Raw genomic sequence first — 19,097 nt, 5'->3', positions numbered from 1 at the left:
GATGACCACCACCATGCGACGTCGGATCATCGCCGGCTTCACCGCCCTCGCGCTCGCCCTGTTCGGGGCGGTCGTCCTCGTCCAGTACGTCCGCGGCGCCGACGAACGGGCCCAGGCGGGGGAGGAGCAGGTCTCCGTCCTCGTCGTCGGCCGGGAGGTGCCGAAGGGCGCGGACGTCGCCACCGTCCGGTCCGCCGTCGTGGAGGAGCAGGTGCCCGCGCGCCTGGTGAGCGACGGCGCGCTGACCGACGTTGCCGCCCTCGACGCGCTCGCGGGCAAGCTGACGACGGCGCCGCTCCTCGCGGGCGAGCAGGTCCAGTCCGCGCGCTTCGCCGTCCCGCACGTGGACGAGCTGGAGGCCGACGGCAGCGCACCGGTGCCCGCGGGCATGGTCGAGATGAGCCTGACGCTGGAGCCGCAGCGCGCCCTCGGCGGGCAGCTGGCGCCCCACGACGTCGTCGACGTCGTCGTCTCGACCCCGGAGACCATCCCCGGCACCACCACCCAGCGGCCGGTGAGCCGCCAGGCCCTCGCCGACGTCCTGGTCACCCGCGTGGACAACGGCGTTCCCGCCTCGTCGGAGGACGGCGCCGCCACCGCGGCCGGGACCGACGCCGTGACCGTCACCCTCGCGGTCCTCCCGCAGGACGCTCCCGTGCTGGCCGCCGGGGCCGAGCTCGGGACGGTCTGGCTCACGCTCGTGACCGACGCGTCCTCGGACGACACCACCCTCACCGCAACCACTCCCAGCGGAGGCGACAAGTGACCCAGGTCCTCACGGTCGGCGTCGGAGCCGACCTCGTCCAGCGCTTCGCCGAGGCCAGCAACGGCGACCTGCTCAACCTCGGCGTCGAAACCCTCGACGCCGACGGCGGGCTGCTCGGCCGGATCGCCGAGGCCGGCAACCCGCAGGTCGTCGTGCTCGGCCCGGCGGTGCCGCTCGAGCGGGCGTTCGTCCTCGCCGGCCACGTCGACGTCGCCGCCCCGATGAGCAGCGTCGTCGTGGTGGCCCCCGCCGACCCCGACCTGTGGATGTCGGCCATGCGCGCCGGCGTCCGCGACGTCCTGTCAGCCGACGCCGGCCCGGCCGACGTCGAGGCGGTCATCGGCCGCGCCGCCGACCTCGCCCGTGCCCGCTGGGAGGCCACGCAGGCCGCCACCGGCAGCCGCCCGGAGCACCGGGTGGTCGTCGTCGCCTCGCCCAAGGGCGGGGTCGGCAAGACCACGGTGTCCACCAACCTGGCGATCGGCCTGGCCAAGGCCGGCGTCGGCCCGACGGTGATCGTCGACCTCGACGTGCAGTTCGGCGACGTCGCCAGCGCCCTGGCCCTCGCGCCGGAGTACTCGCTGCCCGACACCGTGCACGGCGCGGCCAGCAACGACCCGCTGGTGCTCAAGACCTTCCTCACCCGGCACCCCAGCGGCCTCTACGTCGTGGCCGGCAGCGAGTCGCCGGCCGCCGGTGACGCCGTCACCGCCGAGCAGGTGGGCCGGCTCATCGAGACCCTGAGCCACGAGTTCCGCTACGTCGTCATCGACACCGCCCCGGGCCTGTCCGACCACACGCTCATGGCGCTGGAGAAGGCCACCGACCTGGTGCTCATGAGCAGCATGGACGTGCCCGGCGTGCGCGGGCTGCGCAAGGAGCTCGACGTGCTCACCGAGCTCGGCCTGGTGCCGGCCGGGCGGCACCTGGTGCTCAACATGGCCGACTCCGCGGGCGCGCTGTCGATGTCCGACGTCGAGACGACCGTGGGCGTGCCGCTCGACGTCGTCCTGCCGCGGACCAACGCCGTCCCGCTGTCGACCAACACCGGCGCCCCGCTCCTGGAGGCGGGCAGCCGCGACGCCGTCGCCCGCGGCCTGCAGACCCTGCTCGGCCGGCTGCTGCCCGACGCCGGCCCCCGCAAGTCCGGCCTGTTCGGCCGCCTCCGGGCGGGCTCGCGGTGAACCTCAACGACCGGGTGGCCCTCGCGCGGGGGGAGGCCGCCCTCGGCGCCGACCCCGTCCGGGTGGCCCGCAGCGCCCCCGAGGTGATCGAGCACAAGACGCTCGCCACCCGCGCCGCAGCCGCGCACCCCGTCCCGGACACGGGTGCGCTCCCGGGTCCGCGGCCGGCTGCGGACGCCGCGGTGCCCGCCGGTGACGCGCTCGGCCGGCTCAAGGACCGCGCCCGGCGGGCGCTGTTCGAGCGGCTCGGGGCCAAGCTGAGCGACGGCAACCTGCCCGAGGACCAGCTGCACGCCATGGTCCGCGCCGAGCTGCAGCGGGTGGTCGCCAACGAGCAGACGCCGCTGTCGGCCGAGGACCGCCGGCGCCTGATGACCGAGATCACCGACGAGGTGCTCGGGCACGGCCCGCTGCAGCCCTACCTCGACGACCCCGCGGTCAGCGAGATCATGGTCAACGGGCCCGACTCGGTCTACGTCGAGCGCAAGGGCCGGATCAGCCGCACGACGGCGAGCTTCGCCGACGAGCAGCACCTGCGCCAGGTGATCGAGCGGATCGTCTCCCGGGTGGGCCGCCGCATCGACGAGTCCTCGCCGCTGGTCGACGCCCGCCTGGCCGACGGCTCCCGTGTCAACGCCGTCATCCCGCCGCTGGCCTTCAGCGGCTCCACGCTCACCATCCGGAAGTTCAGCCGGGACCCGTTCCAGGTCGCCGACCTCATCTCCTTCGGCACCCTCACGCCGGAGATGGCAGAGCTGCTGCGGGCCTGCGTCGAGGCGCGGCTGAACATCGTCGTCTCCGGCGGCACCGGCACCGGCAAGACGACGCTGCTCAACGTCCTGTCGTCGTTCATCCCGGAGAACGAGCGGATCATCACGATCGAGGACGCCGTCGAGCTGCAGCTGCAGCAGGACCACGTCGTCCGGCTGGAGTCGCGCCCCCGCAACATCGAGGGCAAGGGCGAGATCACCATCCGCGACCTGGTCCGCAACTCGCTGCGGATGCGCCCGGACCGCATCGTCGTCGGCGAGGTCCGCGGGGGCGAGAGCCTCGACATGCTCCAGGCGATGAACACCGGCCACGACGGCTCTCTGTCGACGGTGCACGCGAACACCCCGCGCGACGCCATCGCCCGGCTGGAGACCCTGGTCCTCATGGCCGGCATGGACCTGCCGCTGCGGGCCGTGCGCGAGCAGGTGGCCTCGGCCGTCGACGTGATCGTGCAGATCAGCCGGCTGCGCGACGGCACCCGCCGGGTCACCCACGTCACCGAGGTCCAGGGCCTGGAGGGCGACACGGTCACCCTGCAGGACGCCTTCCTCTTCGACTACTCGGCGGGCACCGACCTCAACGGCCGCTTCCTGGGCCGGGCCGTCCCCACCGGGGTGCGGCCGCGGTTCACCGAGAAGTTCGCCGAGCTCGGCATCAACCTGTCCTCGCGGGTCTTCGGCGTCGCGCCGCAGCGGTCCTCCTTCGGGGGGCGGGGCTGATGACGCCGGTGCTGTGGGCCGCCGTCGGCGCGGTCGCGCTCGCGGTGCTCATCGGCGTCCTCGTGCTGGTCACGCCGCGCCCACCGCGGGTGGGCCTCGAGCGGCTGGACCCCAGGGCCCGGCCCCAGGCCGGCCGCCTGGCCGGCGCCGCCGACGACACCGCGGCGCTGGCCGACCGGCTGCTGCAGCGGCTGGGCCGCGCCGAGCAGCTCGAACGGACCCTGGAGCGGGCCGGCATCACCCGCACGCCGGCCGAGGTGGTCGTGGTCGTGGCCGCCTCGGTCGCGGCCGCCGCACTCCTCGGCGGTGCGCTCGGCGGCCCGGTCCTCGGCCTGATCGCGGCGGTGCTCGTGCCCGTCGCGGCGGTCGTCGTGGTCAACGGCAAGCGCGACCGGCGGCAGGCCGCCTTCGCCGACCAGCTCGACGACGCCCTGCACCTCATGGCCAGCAGCCTCCGCGCCGGGCACAGCGTGCTGCGCGCCCTCGACGCGGTCTCCCGCGACACCGAGGCTCCGACGTCGGTCGAGTTCTCGCGCGTCGTGAACGAGACCCGGGTCGGCCGCGACGTCAACCGGGCCCTGGAGGAGGTCGCCGAGCGCACCGGCAGCAAGGACTTCGGCTGGGTCGTGCAGGCGATCGCCATCCACCGCGAGGTCGGCGGCAACCTGGCCGAGGTCCTCGACCGCGTCAGCACGACGATCCGGGAGCGCAACGCGCTGCGCCGGCACGCCCGCGCGCTGTCGGCGGAGGGGCGCACGTCCGGCGTCGTGCTGCTCGCGCTGCCCTTCGGCACGGCCGTGCTGCTCTCCCTGGTCTCGCCCGGGTACCTCGAGCGGCTGACGACCGGGTCCGGGATCGTGATCATGCTGATGGCCGGTGCGCTGATGCTCGTCGGTTACCTGTGGCTGCGCGCCGTCGTCAAGGTGAGGTTCTGATGCCCCCGCTCGTCCTCGCCGGCGTGGTCGCGCTCGTCGTCCCGGTGGCCGTGACGCTGCACGTCGCCTTCACCCGCTCGGGGCGGACGCTGGCCATCGCCCGCCGCAACCTGACCCGCGGCCTGTTCGCCAGCACCTTCGAGGTCGGCTCGCTCGAGGCGCGGCGGACCGGGTGGGGCGCCCTGCTGCGCGCGCTGACCCCGGACTCCTCGGCCCGGCGGGTGCGCCGGCAGCTGGACCTCGCCGGCCGGCCCGAGGGCTGGACGATGACCCGGCTGCTGTGGGCCAAGCTCGGCCTGGGCCTCGGCGTGGCGGTCCTCGGGGCCGTGGTCCTCGCCGACCACGCGGGGCTGCTCGTCGCGCTGGTCGTGGCCGCCGCCGTCGCCGTCGCCTACCACGTGCCGGAGATCGTGCTGCACAGCCGCGGGCAGGAGCGGCAGAAGGCCATCGCCCAGGAGCTGCCCGACGTCCTCGACCAGATGACCATCGCGGTCGAGGCGGGGCTCGGCTTCGACGGTGCACTCGCCCGGGCCGCGGCCACCGGCACCGGCCCCCTGGCCGGCGAGCTGGTGCGCACGCTGCAGGACGTCACCGTCGGCCGCCCGCGCCGGGAGGCCTACGAGGCGCTGGTGCGGCGCACCCAGGTCGAGGACCTGCGCCGCTTCGTCAGCGCCATCAACCAGGCCGACGCCTACGGCATCGCCGTGGTCGACGTCCTGCGCGTGCAGGCCGACGAGATGCGGCTCAAGCGACGCCAGCGCGCCGAGGAGCAGGCGATGAAGGTGCCGGTGAAGGTGACGTTCCCGCTGATGACGTGCATCCTCCCCGCGCTGCTGATCATCGTGGTGGGGCCGATGATGTCCGGCCTCGGGGACGCCTTCTGACCTCCCGGTCCACGCACACGGCGGCCGCGCACCCTCCCCGGGTGCGCGGCCGCCGTCGTGTGTGCGGGGGAGGGGTCAGCCGGTGGAGCGGGGCTGGGCCGGGTTGGTGGGATCGCCCTGCGACGGCGGGTTGATCACCGGGCCGGTGGTCGCCTGGGACACCTTGGAGCCGGCGGAGGCGTGCACCGGGTCGTCGGCGGCCGCGGCGGCCGGGTCGCCGCCGGAGGGCTGGGCGCCCTCGTGCAGCGACTTGAGCCGGTTCTGCATCGCGATGACGACCTGCAGGCGGTTCGCGTGGGCCTGCTCGTAGTCCAGGAGCGTCTGCAGGCCGGTCGCGTCCAGCGTGCGGATGCGCGAGATCAGTCCCTCCACCGGCAGGTGGTCGTAGTCGGGCAGCGGCAGCTGGTCGTGCTCGGTCATGGCAGACCGCCTACCCGTCCAACCCGGTTCCACACGGTGTGTGGCACCCGGGTCGGTGGGTAGGCGGCGGACAGTGCGCGTCCCTCCCGTGGACGCCGTCCCGCACACCGATCCGCACCGAGGAAGTGGTCCCCACCCCATGGACGTGTCGTTCCTGGCGCCGGTCTTCGAGGCCGCCGGTCCCTTCGCCACCGTGACGGCCGACGTCACGCACACCACCGAGAACGCCGACACCGAGCTGGACCTCCGCGTCCGCGCGATCGCCGAGCGGCTCACCGAGCAGGGGGCGCCGGAGGCCGTCGTCGAGGCGGTGCGCAGCCGGCTGCTCGAGGGCAACGACGGCGGTGAGGCCGGGACCATCCGCGGCCGCGCGGTCGTCGTCGCCGCCGACGGCACGGTGGTCTTCGACTCCCAGCTCGCCGACGTGCCGCGCCAGGAGCTGGCCGAGTGGTCGCCCCAGCCCGACCTGCTGCCGGTGCTGCGCGCGCTCCCGGGCCGCGTCCCGCACGTCGTCGTGCTCACCGACCGCACCGGCGCCGACCTCACCCTCGCCAGCCTCCCCGGCCAGGCCGAGGAGGAGGAGACGGTCACGGGCGACACCTTCCAGATCCGCAAGTTCCAGGGCGGCGGCTGGGCCCACCACCGGTACCAGCACAACGCCGAGAACAAGTGGGTCCACAACGCCGACGACGTCGCCGAGCACATCGCCTCGGTCGTGCGCCGGGTGCACCCGCGCTTCGTGCTGCTGGCCGGTGACGTGCGCGCCCGGCAGATCCTCACCGACCGCGCCAGCGGGCTGTGGTCGGACCTCATCGTGTCCATCGACGAGGGTGGCCGCGCCGCCGGCGCCGACCGCGAGCCCGTGGAGCGCAAGGCGGCCGAGCTGGTCGCCGAGCACGAGGCGCGCGACGAGGCCGACGTCGTCGAGAAGATCAGCTCCGCCGGCGCCCACGGCCTGGCCGTGACCGGCACCGCGCCCGTCATCGAGGCGCTGCGCAAGGCCCAGGTGGAGACGCTCGTCCTCGCCGACCCGGCCGACGACGAGGAGCTGCTGGTGGGCGCCTCGCCGCTGGAGCTCGGCGTCGACCAGGGGGACATGGACGCCCTCGGCGTGCAGGAGGCCCACTCGGTGCCGGCCGAGCGGGCGCTGCTCGCCGCGGCCGTGGCCAGCTCCGCCGGCGTCGTCGTCGTACCCCGTGCGGCGATGCCCGGCGACATCCCCGTGGCGGCCGTCCTCCGCTACACCGACGACTCCACGCCCACCCCCCAGTGACGGAGGCCGCAGCCATGACCGATCCCCACCAGGAGGGCACCCCCGCGGGCACCAGCCCGGCCGACGTCGACCACCGCGCGGCGATCGCCGAGGCGCTCGGCAAGGAGGTGTGGCCGGCCGACCGCGACACGCTGGTCGCCCGCGCCCAGGAGTCCAACGCTCCCGACCGCGTGCTCGCCGACCTGCGCCGGCTGCCGTCGGGGCAGCAGTTCGAGAACGTGCAGGACGTGGCCCGCGCGCTGGGCATCGGCACCGAGCAGCAGCGGTTCTAGGGAGGTCGGGATGGTCACGCAGAAGGAGCCGAGCCCGGAGGCCCTGGCCAACGTCACCGAGCACAACGTCGAGACGCGCGCCGACCTCCTGCCGGAGGAGGCGCCGATGAAGGGCAGCGGCATGGAGGAGGTCGCCGCCGAGGTCATCCTCGCCGAGTCCGAGGAGCGCACCGTGCACGCCGACCCCGACGACGCCCAGGGCGCGCACCGCCAGTCCGCGGACACGGCGGACCTGCCCTGAGCGAGCGGCACGAGCACCCGGTCCAGCTGCGCTGGTCGGACACCGACGTCTTCGGGCACGTCAACCACGCCCGCGTGCTCGGGCTGCTCGAGGACGCCCGGCTGGCGATGGTCGACTCCACGCCCGGCGCGGGGATCATCCTCGCCCGGCTGGAGATCGACTACCTCCACCAGGTGCACTACCGGATCGGCGAGCACCTGACGGTCGCCACGACGATCACCCGGCTGGGCCGCAGCTCCATCGGCATGCGCCAGGAGCTCACCCAGGACGACCGGGTGGTGCTGCGCGCGGAGATGGTGCTGGTCAACTTCGACTACGCCGCCGACGCCTCCACCCCGCTGACCGACGAGCAGCGCGCGCACTGGTCGCGGTGGCTGGCGGGCTGAGCGGGGTGCCCGGCGTCCGGTGTGTCCACGCTGTCGTCGGCCGCGTTCCGGACCGCTGACGCCGGGCGGCCCCCGGCGTAGCGTTCCTGCATGGTCGAGCCCGCCGCGCCGCCCTTCGCACGGGACCACGACGGCGGGGAGCGGCTGGTCTTCTGGGGCACGACGATCGTCGTCCGTGCGTCCGCCGACACCACGGGCGGGGCCTTCTCGCTGTTCGAGGAGGAGACCCCGATCCTCGACACCTCCCGGCACGTGCACCGGGACGTCGACGAGCTGTACCACGTCGTCGAGGGCGACCACGTCTTCGTCTGCGGCGATCAGGAGTTCGCGGTCGGCCCGGGCGGGACGGTGTTCCTCCCGCGCGGCATCCCGCACTCCCACCGGAGGGTGGTGCCGCGCACGGGGCGGCTGCTCTGCATGACGTCCCCGGCCGGCTTCGAGGGCTTCTTCCGCATCCTGGCCGAGGCCAGCGAGACCGGCGGCTCGTTCGACGAGGCCTACCAGCGCGCCTCCCGGGACCACGGCGTCACCTGGCTCGGGCCGGACGACTGACCGCCCGGCCCGCGGGTACCGCGGCCGGCATGCCGAAGACGACGAAGAGCGGCGACGCGAAGGCCGAGGAGATCCCCAGCACGCTGGAGCGCTCGGACGAGAAGGCGCAGCGCACGTTCGCCAAGGCCCACGACTCCGCCGTCGAGTCCTACGACGGCGACGAGCAGCGGGCCAACCGGGTGGCGTGGGCGGCGGTCAAGCACACGCACGAGAAGGTCGGCGACCACTGGGAGCCCAAGGACCACAAGGGCCCGAGCGACGCGCAGGCCGAGGGCGGCGCGGACACCGACCGGGAGACGAAGGGCGGCGTCGACGCCAACGCCACCAAGGAGCACCTCATGGACGTCGCGAAGCGGCTCGACGTCCACGGCCGCTCGTCGATGAGCAAGGACGAGCTGGTCGACGCCATCCAGAAGGCCAACGACCGGGCGACGGCGAAGGCGCGCGAGAGCTAGCCGGGCGGGACCGTCCACAGCTCGCGCTGCGGCGCGCCCAGCGGCGCCGTCCCGGTGCGGGTGAGGACGACCTGCTCCTCCACCGCCAGCCGCAGGCACTGGCCGTCCCACTCGGGCACCGGCACGCGCACGGCCATCTCGAGGGCGAACACGGTGCCCGGGTGCAGCACCCGGTCGCCGTCGCCGGGGACGCCGCGCTGGTCGTCCCACCGGCCGATCGCCGGCCCCGCGCCGTGCCCGTGCACACCCACCGGGTGGGAGTAGACGTCAGTGGGCAGCCCCTCGGCGGCGGTCGCGGCCCGGGCGGCGGCCAGCACCTCGTTGCCGGTCCGGCCCGGGACGAACGCGGCCGCGGTGAGCTCCTGCGCCCGGAGGCCGGCCTCCCACGCCTGCCGCAGGCCGGCCGGCGGGCCCTCCTCTCCGGGCCGCAGCAGGTAGGCGCTGCGCTGCAGGTCGGTGGCCAGGCCCAGGCTGGAGAGGCCGGCGTCGCAGGTGACCAGGTCACCGGGCTCGAGGACGGCGGCCTGCGGCACGGCGGGCAGGTCGACCCCGCCGTCGGCGCGCAGGGGCACGCCGGCGCGCTGCACGGTGACCCCCGGGTGGAACCACGGCGGGGTGCCGAGGTCGGTCAGCCGCTCGCGCAGGCCCCAGGCCAGGTCGGCCGCGGTCGTCAGGCCCGGGACGAGCACGGCGGGGGAGAGGGTCTCGGCCAGCACCCGGTCGGTGAGCCGGGCCAGGGCGTCGAGCGCGGCGACCTCCTGCGGCAGCCGCGTCTCCAGCCAGCCGACGACGAGGTCCTCGGCCGGGACCAGCCGGTCGGCGAGGTCGCCGAGCGCGCCGGCGAGCAGCCGGTGCTCGGCCACCGACAACCCGTCGGCCAGCGGACAGCCGGCCGACACGTCGATGCCGATCCGGCGCGGGTCGGCCTGGGCCACGATCCGCCGCACCGCGGCCCACAGGGCGCGCTCGTCGCCCTCGCCGGTGTCGCCGTCCTCCTCGGCCGACCAGCCGGGCAGGTACTGGCCCACCGGGTAGCGGGAGACCGCCACCGGCGTGACGCCGTCGTCGCTGCGGTGCAGGACCAGGACGACCAGCCGGCGCGCGGACAGCCAGGTGGCCGGCAGCAGGGTGGGCAGCACCGGGTCCTCGCTGCCCTCGCGGCCGACGACCAGCCACAGGTCGATGCCGGCGCGGTCCATCAGGCCGGGCAGCAGGTCGAGCAGGCGCTGGGTCAGCCACCGGTCGCGGACGTCGGCCTGCTGACGCAGCGGCAGGGGCACCGTCCGCGTCGGGTCAGGGACGACGAGCGTCATGGGGACAGGGAAGCAGAGAACCGCCGCCGCCACCTGCTGGAAGTCAGCCCGGCTCGGTCGGGGGCGCGCCCGGCAGGCGCGGGACGGGGACCGTCGGCGGGTCGAACCGCTCGGCGGCCGGTGCGCGCCGCGGCGGGGGCGTCGGGGTCGGCGTCGGGGTGGCTCCCGACGGGGCGAGGGTGGCCACCCGGTCGCGGCCGCCCTGCTTGGCCACGTACATCGCCGCGTCGGCCCGGTCCACCAGCCGCCACAGCGCCCCGACCGCGTCCTCGCCGTCGCCGGGGCGGGCGAGCGCGACGCCGATGGAGGCGGTGACCGCGTGCCCGTGGCCGCTGCGCGCCGTCCCCACCGCGAGCCGCAGCCGCTCGGCGAGGTGCGCCGCCTCCCCGGGGTCGCCGACCAGCCCGAGCACCACCAGCTCCTCCCCGCCGAGGCGGGCGAGCACGTCGCTGGGGCGCACGGTGTCGGCCAGCACGCCGGCCACGGCCTGCAGGACGGCGTCGCCGGCGGCGTGCCCGTGCCGGTCGTTGACCTGCTTGAAGTGGTCGAGGTCGATGACCATCGCGGCCACCCGCTGGCCCTCGCGGCGGGCCTGGCGCCACAGGCGGGGGACCTGCTCGACCAGGTAGCGGCGGTTGGCCAGGCCGGTGAGCGGGTCGTGCTGCGAGAGCGCCGCGGTGGCCGCCAGCAGCCGCTGCTCGCGGCGGCGCAGCAGGTTCACGCCCACCGCGACGAGGTCGAGCATCCCCGCGGAGATCGCCACCTGGACGGCGAGCCCGCCCACGCTGTCGTAGCCGTGCTGCATGGCGATGAGGAGTGCCACCGGCACGGCGGCCATGTGCACCCCGAGCATCCACGGCACGAGGAACCAGGCGGCCACCATCGACGGGAACAGCAGCATGAGCGGCGTCGCGTAGCGGACCGGGTCCTCGACGCACAGCGCCGCGACGACGTAGACGAGGTCGGCGAGGAGCACCAGGCCGAAGGTCTGCCACAGCCCGGCGCGGCGGCGCACCACCAGCGGCACGGCCGCCAGCAGGCACGCGGCCATCGTGGCCGCGTATGTGGTGCGGACGACGCCGTCGCGGACGACCCCGTCGAGGGTGAGGCTCACCAGGCCCGTCAGGCCGCCGACGCAGAGCAGGACGGCGAGCAGGAGCGCGGCGACCCGGTTCTCGGGACCGCCGGGCCCGATGACGTTCCCGGACGGGGGCCCGTCGGGATCGCGTGGCCGGTGTGGGGTCACCGCCGCATCGTGCCCTACGGGGACGACGGCGGGGCGGTCGTCCGCGCGGCTCCCCCGATGGGACGACGGCGGCGTTCCCCGCCCGGCGTCGTCGCTGGCAGGCTCCCGGCATGTCGCTCCCGGAGCCCGGTCTCGTCGACGTCCGCACCCTGGCCGACCACCCGCTCACCGAGGCCGGGTCCGCGGCGCTGCGCATGGTGGCGCCCGGCGCGGTCACCGCGGGGCGCTTCGGGCTGGTCGAGTACCGCCTCGGCCCGCGGTCGCCGGGTGCGATGCCGCACTACCACCAGACGTTCTCCGAGTCCTTCTACGTGCTGTCCGGCGAGCTGACCCTCTACGCCGGTGGGCGCTGGCAGCCGTACCGGCCCGGCGACTTCGCCCTCGCCCACGAGCGCGGCGTGCACGGCTTCCGCAACGACTCCGACGAGCCGGCGTCCTTCCTCATCCTGTTCACCCCCGGCATCGCCCGGGAGGAGTTTTTCGCCGAGATGGCCGAGATGCGGCGCAGCGGGCGCCGGCCGGGCCCGGAGGAGATGACGGCCTTCTACGCGCGCCACGACCAGGTGATGGTCGAGGAGTGAGACCGGACGGGACGGCGGGGACCGGAGGAGCATGTCCGTCGCCGTCCCCGGGCATGCCGGGGTGGAGGCGTCCCCCGTCCGCGGGGACCGGCTGACAGGAGGCGCGCCCGTGGCGCAGGGACCGTGGTTCTACTGCCTGAAGCACAACACCGTCGAGACCCGCGACGGCTGCGCCGAGCGGCACCGCCTCGGCCCGTACGACACCCGCGAGGAGGCCGAGCACGCGCTGCAGGGAGTGGCCGAGCGCAACGAGAAGCTCGACCAGGAGGACCGGGAGTGGGAGGGCCGCTGACCGGCCCCGCCTGATCCGCCGGGCATGATCGGGCCCGGTGCGCCGGGACCGCCGGTGCCCGGGAGGAGGCAGCGTGACCACCGCAGCGGAGACTCGTCCGGTCGAGGACCTGGTCGTCGGGGTGCTCGGCGGCACCGGGCCCCAGGGGCGCGGGCTCGCCGTCCGGCTGGCCGCGGTCGGGCAGCGGGTGCTGCTCGGCTCCCGCGACGCCGACCGCGCCCGCGAGGTCGCCGAGGAGGTGGCCGGGCGGGCCGCCACCGTCTCCGGCGGTGAGGTGTCGGTGCAGGGCGGGTCGAACCTCGACGTCGCCGGCGCTGCCGACCTGGTCATCGTCGCCGTCCCCTACGCCGGGCACGCCGCCACGCTGGCCGAGCTGGCGGCGCCGCTGGCCGGCAAGGTCGTCGTCGACTGCGTGGTGCCGATGGGCTTCGACGAGCTCGGCGCCCACGTCCTCGACGTCGAGGAGGGCAGCGTCACCCAGCAGGCCGCGGCGCTGCTGCCCGACTCCGACGTGGTCGGCGCGTTCCACCACCTGTCGGCCCGGCTGCTCGAGGACCTCTCGCAGCCGACCATCGACGGCGACGTCATGGTCGTCGGCGACGTCCGCGCGGCCACCGACACCGTGCAGGCGCTGGCCGGGCGGCTGCCCGGGATGCGCGGCATCTACGCCGGCCGGCTGCGCAACGCCCGCCAGGTCGAGGCGCTGACCATCAACCTCGTCTCGGTCAACCGCCGCTACAAGGCCCACGCCGGCATCCGCGTCACCGACGTCTGAGCGCCCTCACCGGCCGGCCAGCGCCAGCAGGTCCGGGACGACGTCGGCCGGTGCGGGCATCGCGGCCATCTCGGCGGCGACCTCGCGGGCGGCGGTGGCCAGGGCCGGGTCGGACACCAGCCGCTCGAGCAGCGCCCGGGTGATCCCGCCGGGCTCGACGGCCAGGCCGGCGCCGCGGGCGGCGAGCAGGTCGCCGTTGGTGCGGCGGTCGCCGGCACCGCGGACCACCAGCTGCGGCCTGCCTGCGGCCAGCGCGGTGAGGACGGTGCCGGCGCCGCCGTGGTGCACCACGCCCGCGGCGGCCGGCACCACCCGCGGGAAGGGCAGCCAGTCCGCCGTCCGCACCGGGGGCGGCAGCCGGCGGCGGGTCACCCGGCGGTCGGGCCGGACCAGGACGACGTCGAGGTCGGTGCCCGCCGCGGCGGCGACGGCGTCGCGCATGAGCCGGTCGGGACCGGGCGAGGCCACGGTGCTGCGGCTGACCAGCAGGCGCGGGCGCGGGCCCGGGCGGGTGAACGACTCGTCGAAGGGCCGGTCCGGCGTCCACGGGACGGCGCGCATCGGGGTCCCCGTCCGCGGGCCCACCACGCTCGGCGGCGAGGAGGTGAGCACCCGCGCCGGCGGCGGGAGCCCGCCGAGCCCCCGGGCCGGGCGGTAGGTGGCGAGGGCCGCGGCGAGCAGCACCCCGGCGTCGAACAGGTTCCCCTCCACCAGGACCGAGGGCACACTGCGGCGGGCGGCGGCCTCCGCGCCCGCCGGCGCCAGGGACTCGTGCAGGACCAGGTCGGGGCGGTGCTGCCCGGCCGTGGTGAGGACGCCCTCGGCCATCCGGGCGCCGAGGGTGCCGAAGAGCAGCCCGACCGCCGTCGTCCCGCCCCGGCCGGCCATCTCGCGGCGGGCCAGCAGCGGCCGGCGCAGCATCAGCCGGCCGAACAGCGGGCCCAGCCGCAGGCCGGGGGCGACGTCGACGGGGGAGAGCTCCGGCGGGCAGGCCGCGACACCGTCCCCGGCCGTGGCCACGACCACCTCGGCGCCGGCGTCGCGCAGTGCCAGCGCGAGCGGGACCAGTGGCAGGACGTGACCGGTCAGCGGGGACGCGACGACCAGGACGCGCATGGGCCCAGGCTGGCCGCCCACGACCGGGCGGACAAGGGCACCATGGACGCGTGCTGCTCGCGAACGCGGTCGCGGTCCTGCACGCGGCCGTCGTGCTGTTCATGCTGACCGGCGCCCTGCTGGCGCTGCGGTGGCCGCGGCTGGTGCTCGTGCACGCGCCGGTGGCGCTGGCCGTGCTCGCGGTCAACGCCTCCGGGGCGCCGTGCCCGATCACGACCGTCGAGCTCGCGCTGCGGGAGCGGGCCGGCGCGGCGCCCTACGACGGCGGCTTCCTCGGGAACTTCCTGTTCGCCCCGCTGGGCCTCGACGTCCGCTCGGCCGGCGTCCAGATCGGGATGTACACCGTGGCCCTCGGCCTCAACGCCGTCGGCTACGCACTGCTGGCCGAGCGGGTGCGCCGGCGCCGGGCCGGGCTGCGCGTGCGGTGATGTGCGTTCGCGGCGCCTTCGGTGCCGGGAACGCGCCGCCGGCGCACACCACCCTGCCGGTGCGACCCGCGTCGGCACCCGCAGCCGCGTCGGGTGACTGAGCGGGTGCGCCGACGCCGGGTTGCCGGGCTCCGACAGCGGCGTCAGCGCACACGCTCGACCGGGGCGTCCCCGGCGGGATGACTACTCGAACGAGTGCTCGGGGCCCGGGAAGACGCCGCCGCGGACCTCGTCGGCGTACTCGCGGGCCGCGCGCAGCAGCTCGCCCCGCAGGTCGGCGTACCTCTTCACGAACTTCGGCACCCGGCCGCCGTTGAGCCCGGCCATGTCCGGCCACACCAGCACCTGGGCGTCGCAGTCCGCGCCGGCGCCGATGCCGATCGTCGGGATCGACAGCTCCTTCGTCACCTGGGCGGCGACGGGAGCGGGCACCATCTCGAGGACGACGGCGAACGCGCCGGCCTCCTGCACCGCGTGCGCGTCGGCGAGCAGCTGGTCGGCGCCGGCGCCGCGGCCCTGCACGCGGAACCCGCCGAGGGCGTGCTCGCTCTGCGGCGTGAACCCGACGTGCGCCATCACCGGCACGCCGTTGTCGGTGAGCATCCGGATCTGCGGCGCCACCCGGACCCCGCCCTCGAGCTTGACCGCCTGCGCGCCGCCCTCCTTCATCATCCGGACGGCGGTGGCGAAGGCCTCCTGCGGACCGGACTCGTAGCTGCCGAAGGGCAGGTCGGCCACGATCAGCGACCGCTTCGTCGAGCGGGTGACCGCCTTGGTCATGAGCAGCAGGTCGTCGACGGTGACCGGCACCGTCGAGCTGTGGCCGAGGACGACGTTGCCCGCCGAGTCGCCGACCAGCATCACCGGGATGCCGGCCTCCTCGAACACCTGCGCGCTGTAGGTGTCGTAGGCGGTGAGCATCGCCCACTTCTCGCCGCGCTCCTTGGCCTGCTGCAGGTGGTGGATGCGCACTCGCGCGGTCGACGTCCCGCCGTACAGCACCGACTCGGTCACGCTGTGCTCCCTGCCGAACTCGCGAGCTCGTTCACGCCTGGGCTCCTTCGCGGACGCTGGGCAGGCTCTCCCGCCAGCGGTTGGTGATCGGCAGCCGCCGGTCGCGGCCGAAGGCCTTGAGACTGATCTTGGTGCCGGGCGCGGACTGCCGGCGCTTGAACTCGGCGATGTCGACCATGCGCAGCACCCGGGCCACGATCTCGGGGTCGTGGCCGCGCTCGAGCAGCTCGGCCATCCCGAGGTCGCGGTCGACGTAGTCGGCGATGACGGCGTCGAGCTCCTCGTAGGAGGGCAGCGAGTCGCTGTCCTTCTGCCCGGGCGCGAGCTCCGCCGACGGCGGCTTGTCGATCGAGTTCTGCGGGATCGGCTCGGTCTCCCCGCGCTCCCGGGCGTACGCGTTGCGCCAGCGGGACAGCTCCCACACCAGCGTCTTGGGCACGTCCTTGATCGGCGCGAACCCGCCGGCGGCGTCGCCGTAGAGCGTCGAGTAGCCGACGGCGACCTCGCTCTTGTTGCTGGTGGCCAGCAGCAGGTGGCCGTGCTGGTTGGACAGCCCCATGAGCAGCGTGCCGCGGATGCGCGCCTGCAGGTTCTCCGCCGCTGTCCCCGACAGCTCGACCTGCCCCTCGAACGCGTCGACCATCGGCGCGATCGGCACGGTGGAGTAGTGCAGGCCCAACCGCCGGGCGCTGTCCCCGGCGTCGGCGAGCGAGTGCTCCGAGGACCAGCGCGAGGGCAGGGCGACGGCGTGCACCCGGTCGGCGCCGAGCGCGTCCACCGACAGCGCGGCCACCAAGGCCGAGTCGATCCCGCCGGACAGGCCGAACACCACCGACGGGAAGCCGTTCTTGTCGATGAAGTCCCGCAGGCCGAGCACCAGCGCCCGCCAGACCTCCTCGCAGTCGCTCAGCGGGTCGGCCACGTGCCCGGGCCGCGGCTCGAAGGCGGGCACCGGCTCCTCGGACAGGACCGTCCGGGTGACCGTCATCGGCCCGATCCGGCCCTCGCGCCGCTGCGGCACGCGCGCGGGGTCGAGGGTGAGGTCGACGCACAGCAGGTGCTCGACGAACTGCGGCGCCCGGGCGAGCAGCGCGCCGTCGGCGGAGACGGCGAGGGAGTCGCCGTCGAAGACCAGCTCGTCCTGCCCGCCCACCTGGTTGCAGTACAGGATCGGCGCGTTGGCCTCGGCGGCGCGGCGGCGGACCAGTGGCAGCCGCAGGTCGTCCTTGGCCCGCTCGTAGGGGGAGGCGTTGGGGGAGACGACGAGGTCGACGCCGGCCTGCCCGGCCACGCCACAGGGCCCGCCCTCGACCCACAGGTCCTCGCAGATGGTCAGCGCGACGTCGACGCCGTGGAACCGCACCACCTGCAGCTCGGTGCCGGGCACGAAGTAGCGGGCCTCGTCGAAGACGCCGTAGTTGGGCAGGTGCCGCTTGGCGTAGCGGCCCACCACGCGCCCGCCGTGCAGCAGGGCGGCGGCGTTGCGGGGCTGGCCGCGGCGGGGGTTGGCGTCGCCGGGCCGCTCGTCGTCGAGGGTCTCCTCGTCGCTCGGTGGCGTGTCGACCCGTGCCTGGCCCTCGGTGTGCGCCAGGTACCCGACGACGACGGCGAGCTCCCCGAGTCCCTCGCGCTCCAGCGTGCCGGCGAGGTCGGTGACCGCCTGCTCGCTGGCGCGGGCGAAGGACTCCCGCAGCACCAGGTCCTCGGCCGGGTAGCCGGTCAGCGTCATCTCCGGGAAGACGACCAGGTGCGCGCCGTCGTCCGCGGCCCTGCGCGCCCACTCGACGACGAGCGCGGCGTTGCCCTCCAGGTCCCCGACGCGGGTGTCGACCTGGGCCATCGCGACTCTCAGCTGCACCGGACCGCTCACACACCCAGTCTTCTCCCGCCCCCGGACGGGCGGGCGAGCGGGAGGTGTGACCAGCGCCACATCCGGTGCTGTACCGGGACGGGGCGGTGGGGCAGGGATCTCCGTCCCGCGCCGGCCGCGCCGCCGGAGCCGCGGAGCTGCCCGAACTGTATGACGAAGGCCGGTTGGTCCTAGAGTCGACCCGTGGATCCCCGCGCCGCGCAGGTCGCCGCCGTCGCCGCCCTGGCCGAGCCGACCCGACGCCGTCTCTACGAGCACGTCGCCCGCTCACCGCACCCGCTGAGCCGGGACGACGTGGCCGGCGCCCTCGGGATCGGCCGGCCCACGACGGCCTTCCACCTGGACCGGCTGGTGGCCGACGGCCTGCTCGACGTCCACTACGAGCGGCGGTCGGGCCGGACCGGCCCCGGCGCCGGGCGCCCGGCCAAGCTGTACCGCCGGACCGGGGACACGGTGTCGGTGTCCCTGCCGGAACGGCACTACGACCTGGCCGGTGACCTGCTCGCCACGGCGGTGGCGGGCGCCGAGCGGTCGGGGGAGCGACCGGCCGTCGTCCTCAGCGGGGAGGCCTTCCGCCGGGGCCGGGAGCTGGCCGCCGCGGAGGGCTCCGGGTGCGGCCCGGAGGGGGCGCTGCGCGTACTGGAGCGGCACGGCTTCGAGCCGCGGGAGGCGGACGGTGAGGTCGTGCTGGCCAACTGCCCCTTCCACGTCCTCGCCCGGGCGCATCCCGAGCTGGTCTGCGGCATGAACCTGCGCCTGGTCGAGGGGGTCCTCGACGGCGTCGGGGAGGCCGGCCTGACCGCGTCGCTGCAGCCGGACCCGGGTGCCTGCTGCGTCCGGCTCGATCGGTCCGGTCGCGGAGCGCGAACCGGTTGACAGCGGTGTGGCCCGGGTCTCTACTTCTAACCATCATTGGTTCTAGAAGGAGAGCGCCATGACGCTCGCGGACAGCAGCACACTCCGGCCGGGGGCCGGCACGACGGAGCAGCGGCCGGCACCGCTGCGGGTGGTCCGCGAGGGCGGGACCATCGACGTCCCCGCGGCCGAGCGGGCCGTCGCCGACCTCCTGTCCGCCCTGGGCCGCGACCCGGCCTCACCGCACCTGGCCGGGACACCGAGGCGGGTCGTCGACTCTTTCGCCGAGATGCTCACCGGCCCGTCGTTCGACCTGACGACCTTCCCGAACGACGAGGGGTACGACGAGCTGGTCCTCGCGACCGCGCTGCCCGTCCGGTCGCTGTGCGAGCACCACCTCCTGCCCTTCGCCGGGGTGGCGCACGTCGGCTACCTGCCCGGCGACCGGATCCTCGGGCTGTCGAAGCTCGCCCGCGTGCTGGACCTCCTCGCCCGGGACCTGCAGGTGCAGGAGCGGCTGACCCAGCAGGTCGCCGACTGGCTCCAGGAGCACCTGGCCCCGCGCGGCGTCGGGGTGGTCATCGAGGCGGAGCACCTGTGCATGTCGCTGCGGGGCGTCCGGGCAGCGGGCGCCCGCACCACCACCTCGGCCCTGCGCGGCGTGCTGCGCGACGACGCCCGGTCCCGCGGGGAGTTCCTCTCCCTCGCCCGGACCGCGGCCTGACGCCGGGACCCGGACCCGGGAGGAG

23 protein-coding genes are annotated in these 19,097 nt (G+C 75.4%); 17 read left to right on the top strand and 6 right to left on the bottom strand.

The window, feature by feature from the left end:
* Position 1: 1 nt before the first annotated feature.
* Genes cpaB through FN207_RS10800 form a run of 5 tightly spaced genes read left to right on the top strand, consistent with a single transcriptional unit; the run spans position 2 to position 5,259 of the window.
* Positions 2 to 766: a Flp pilus assembly protein CpaB gene (cpaB, locus tag FN207_RS10820; RefSeq protein WP_142458479.1), complete on the top strand. Its 765-nt coding sequence runs from the start codon at positions 2 to 4 to the stop codon at positions 764 to 766.
* Positions 763 to 1,950 carry a CpaE/TadZ family protein gene (locus FN207_RS10815; RefSeq protein ID WP_142458478.1) on the top strand — a complete coding sequence of 396 codons (1,188 nt, stop codon included), beginning with the start codon at positions 763 to 765 and terminating at the stop codon, positions 1,948 to 1,950. Before cpaB ends, FN207_RS10815 begins: the two co-directional genes overlap by 4 nt.
* Positions 1,947 to 3,440 carry a TadA family conjugal transfer-associated ATPase gene (locus tag FN207_RS10810; protein WP_185938279.1) on the top strand — a complete coding sequence of 498 codons (1,494 nt, stop codon included), beginning with the start codon at positions 1,947 to 1,949 and terminating at the stop codon, positions 3,438 to 3,440. The genes FN207_RS10815 and FN207_RS10810 overlap by 4 nt, the downstream gene beginning before the upstream one ends.
* Positions 3,440 to 4,375, top strand: coding sequence for a type II secretion system F family protein (locus tag FN207_RS10805; protein WP_142458477.1), 936 nt, complete (start codon positions 3,440 to 3,442; stop codon positions 4,373 to 4,375). Before FN207_RS10810 ends, FN207_RS10805 begins: the two co-directional genes overlap by 1 nt.
* Complete coding sequence (locus FN207_RS10800; protein ID WP_185938278.1) at positions 4,375 to 5,259, top strand: type II secretion system F family protein; 885 nt, start codon at positions 4,375 to 4,377, stop codon at positions 5,257 to 5,259. The genes FN207_RS10805 and FN207_RS10800 overlap by 1 nt, the downstream gene beginning before the upstream one ends.
* A 75-nt stretch (positions 5,260 to 5,334) precedes the next feature.
* On the opposite strand, the gene FN207_RS10795 is transcribed toward FN207_RS10800, so the two are convergent.
* Positions 5,335 to 5,679, bottom strand: a complete 345-nt coding sequence (locus FN207_RS10795; protein ID WP_142458476.1) for a DUF8129 domain-containing protein — start codon at positions 5,677 to 5,679, stop codon at positions 5,335 to 5,337.
* Positions 5,680 to 5,818: 139 nt separating this feature from the next.
* Between FN207_RS10795 and FN207_RS10790 the strand changes: the two genes are divergently transcribed.
* The 6 genes from FN207_RS10790 to FN207_RS10765 all read left to right on the top strand — a co-directional run bounded on the left by FN207_RS10790 (position 5,819) and on the right by FN207_RS10765 (position 8,858).
* Complete coding sequence (locus FN207_RS10790; protein WP_142458475.1) at positions 5,819 to 6,952, top strand: baeRF2 domain-containing protein; 1,134 nt, start codon at positions 5,819 to 5,821, stop codon at positions 6,950 to 6,952.
* 14 nt (positions 6,953 to 6,966) lie between these two features.
* Positions 6,967 to 7,224: a DUF2795 domain-containing protein gene (locus tag FN207_RS10785; protein WP_142458474.1), complete on the top strand. Its 258-nt coding sequence runs from the start codon at positions 6,967 to 6,969 to the stop codon at positions 7,222 to 7,224.
* Positions 7,225 to 7,234: 10 nt separating this feature from the next.
* Positions 7,235 to 7,465, top strand: coding sequence for a hypothetical protein (locus tag FN207_RS10780; protein ID WP_142458473.1), 231 nt, complete (start codon positions 7,235 to 7,237; stop codon positions 7,463 to 7,465).
* Positions 7,462 to 7,851, top strand: coding sequence for an acyl-CoA thioesterase (locus tag FN207_RS10775; RefSeq protein WP_142458472.1), 390 nt, complete (start codon positions 7,462 to 7,464; stop codon positions 7,849 to 7,851). The genes FN207_RS10780 and FN207_RS10775 overlap by 4 nt, the downstream gene beginning before the upstream one ends.
* A 90-nt stretch (positions 7,852 to 7,941) precedes the next feature.
* Entirely contained in the window at positions 7,942 to 8,403 is a 462-nt protein-coding gene (locus tag FN207_RS10770; protein ID WP_142458471.1) for a cupin domain-containing protein, read from the top strand.
* Positions 8,404 to 8,432: 29 nt separating this feature from the next.
* Positions 8,433 to 8,858, top strand: a complete 426-nt coding sequence (locus FN207_RS10765) for a ChaB family protein (RefSeq protein ID WP_142458470.1) — start codon at positions 8,433 to 8,435, stop codon at positions 8,856 to 8,858.
* Here FN207_RS10765 and FN207_RS10760 read toward each other — a convergent pair.
* Entirely contained in the window at positions 8,855 to 10,171 is a 1,317-nt protein-coding gene (locus tag FN207_RS10760) for a M24 family metallopeptidase (protein WP_142458469.1), read from the bottom strand. The two genes, FN207_RS10765 and FN207_RS10760, sit on opposite strands and share 4 nt — an antisense overlap.
* A gap of 43 nt (positions 10,172 to 10,214) precedes the next feature.
* A complete protein-coding gene (locus tag FN207_RS10755; RefSeq protein WP_142458468.1) occupies positions 10,215 to 11,417 on the bottom strand; it encodes a GGDEF domain-containing protein in 1,203 nt (400 codons plus the stop codon).
* Positions 11,418 to 11,527: 110 nt separating this feature from the next.
* Here FN207_RS10755 and FN207_RS10750 point away from each other — a divergent pair, with 110 nt between their 5' ends.
* The 3 genes from FN207_RS10750 to npdG all read left to right on the top strand — a co-directional run bounded on the left by FN207_RS10750 (position 11,528) and on the right by npdG (position 13,065).
* Positions 11,528 to 11,998, top strand: coding sequence for a cupin domain-containing protein (locus FN207_RS10750; protein ID WP_142458467.1), 471 nt, complete (start codon positions 11,528 to 11,530; stop codon positions 11,996 to 11,998).
* Between the two features lie 109 nt (positions 11,999 to 12,107).
* Positions 12,108 to 12,290 (top strand): hypothetical protein, encoded by a 183-nt coding sequence (locus FN207_RS10745; protein WP_110910018.1) that lies wholly within the window; start codon positions 12,108 to 12,110, stop codon positions 12,288 to 12,290.
* 73 nt (positions 12,291 to 12,363) lie between these two features.
* A complete protein-coding gene (npdG, locus tag FN207_RS10740) occupies positions 12,364 to 13,065 on the top strand; it encodes an NADPH-dependent F420 reductase (RefSeq protein WP_142458466.1) in 702 nt (233 codons plus the stop codon).
* A 6-nt stretch (positions 13,066 to 13,071) separates the two neighbouring features.
* Here the strand turns inward: npdG and FN207_RS10735 are convergent, their stop codons facing one another.
* On the bottom strand, positions 13,072 to 14,181 hold the full coding sequence (locus FN207_RS10735) for a glycosyltransferase (RefSeq protein ID WP_142458465.1): 1,110 nt from the start codon (positions 14,179 to 14,181) through the stop codon (positions 13,072 to 13,074).
* 50 nt (positions 14,182 to 14,231) lie between these two features.
* Here FN207_RS10735 and FN207_RS10730 point away from each other — a divergent pair, with 50 nt between their 5' ends.
* Positions 14,232 to 14,609 (top strand): DUF2784 domain-containing protein, encoded by a 378-nt coding sequence (locus FN207_RS10730; protein WP_142458464.1) that lies wholly within the window; start codon positions 14,232 to 14,234, stop codon positions 14,607 to 14,609.
* A gap of 183 nt (positions 14,610 to 14,792) precedes the next feature.
* Here the strand turns inward: FN207_RS10730 and panB are convergent, their stop codons facing one another.
* Positions 14,793 to 15,623 carry a 3-methyl-2-oxobutanoate hydroxymethyltransferase gene (gene panB / locus FN207_RS10725; RefSeq protein ID WP_142458463.1) on the bottom strand — a complete coding sequence of 277 codons (831 nt, stop codon included), beginning with the start codon at positions 15,621 to 15,623 and terminating at the stop codon, positions 14,793 to 14,795.
* A gap of 31 nt (positions 15,624 to 15,654) precedes the next feature.
* On the bottom strand, positions 15,655 to 17,493 hold the full coding sequence (locus tag FN207_RS10720; RefSeq protein WP_221888135.1) for an NAD+ synthase: 1,839 nt from the start codon (positions 17,491 to 17,493) through the stop codon (positions 15,655 to 15,657).
* A 183-nt stretch (positions 17,494 to 17,676) separates the two neighbouring features.
* Between FN207_RS10720 and FN207_RS10715 the strand changes: the two genes are divergently transcribed.
* Both FN207_RS10715 and folE read left to right on the top strand, forming a co-directional pair.
* A complete protein-coding gene (locus FN207_RS10715; RefSeq protein WP_142458462.1) occupies positions 17,677 to 18,369 on the top strand; it encodes a helix-turn-helix transcriptional regulator in 693 nt (230 codons plus the stop codon).
* A gap of 58 nt (positions 18,370 to 18,427) precedes the next feature.
* On the top strand, positions 18,428 to 19,072 hold the full coding sequence (folE, locus tag FN207_RS10710; RefSeq protein ID WP_142458461.1) for a GTP cyclohydrolase I: 645 nt from the start codon (positions 18,428 to 18,430) through the stop codon (positions 19,070 to 19,072).
* Positions 19,073 to 19,097: the final 25 nt, after the last annotated feature.

The organism is Geodermatophilus aquaeductus (assembly GCF_900182545.1).
GTDB lineage: Bacteria > Actinomycetota > Actinomycetes > Mycobacteriales > Geodermatophilaceae > Geodermatophilus > Geodermatophilus aquaeductus.
This window is presented reverse-complemented; position numbering and strand designations above follow the sequence as displayed.

Excerpts from the sequence above, each read along its gene's own strand:
- cpaB (WP_142458479.1), top strand. The coding sequence starts at position 2 with ATGACCACCACCATGCGACGTCGGATCATCGCCGGCTTCACCGCCCTC.
- FN207_RS10805 (WP_142458477.1), top strand. The coding sequence starts at position 3,440 with ATGACGCCGGTGCTGTGGGCCGCCGTCGGCGCGGTCGCGCTCGCGGTG.
- FN207_RS10800 (WP_185938278.1), top strand. The coding sequence starts at position 4,375 with ATGCCCCCGCTCGTCCTCGCCGGCGTGGTCGCGCTCGTCGTCCCGGTG.
- FN207_RS10795 (WP_142458476.1), bottom strand. The coding sequence starts at position 5,679 with ATGACCGAGCACGACCAGCTGCCGCTGCCCGACTACGACCACCTGCCG.
- FN207_RS10790 (WP_142458475.1), top strand. The coding sequence starts at position 5,819 with ATGGACGTGTCGTTCCTGGCGCCGGTCTTCGAGGCCGCCGGTCCCTTC.
- FN207_RS10785 (WP_142458474.1), top strand. The coding sequence starts at position 6,967 with ATGACCGATCCCCACCAGGAGGGCACCCCCGCGGGCACCAGCCCGGCC.
- FN207_RS10780 (WP_142458473.1), top strand. The coding sequence starts at position 7,235 with ATGGTCACGCAGAAGGAGCCGAGCCCGGAGGCCCTGGCCAACGTCACC.
- FN207_RS10770 (WP_142458471.1), top strand. The coding sequence starts at position 7,942 with ATGGTCGAGCCCGCCGCGCCGCCCTTCGCACGGGACCACGACGGCGGG.
- FN207_RS10765 (WP_142458470.1), top strand. The coding sequence starts at position 8,433 with ATGCCGAAGACGACGAAGAGCGGCGACGCGAAGGCCGAGGAGATCCCC.
- FN207_RS10760 (WP_142458469.1), bottom strand. The coding sequence starts at position 10,171 with ATGACGCTCGTCGTCCCTGACCCGACGCGGACGGTGCCCCTGCCGCTG.
- FN207_RS10750 (WP_142458467.1), top strand. The coding sequence starts at position 11,528 with ATGTCGCTCCCGGAGCCCGGTCTCGTCGACGTCCGCACCCTGGCCGAC.
- FN207_RS10735 (WP_142458465.1), bottom strand. The coding sequence starts at position 14,181 with ATGCGCGTCCTGGTCGTCGCGTCCCCGCTGACCGGTCACGTCCTGCCA.
- folE (WP_142458461.1), top strand. The coding sequence starts at position 18,428 with ATGACGCTCGCGGACAGCAGCACACTCCGGCCGGGGGCCGGCACGACG.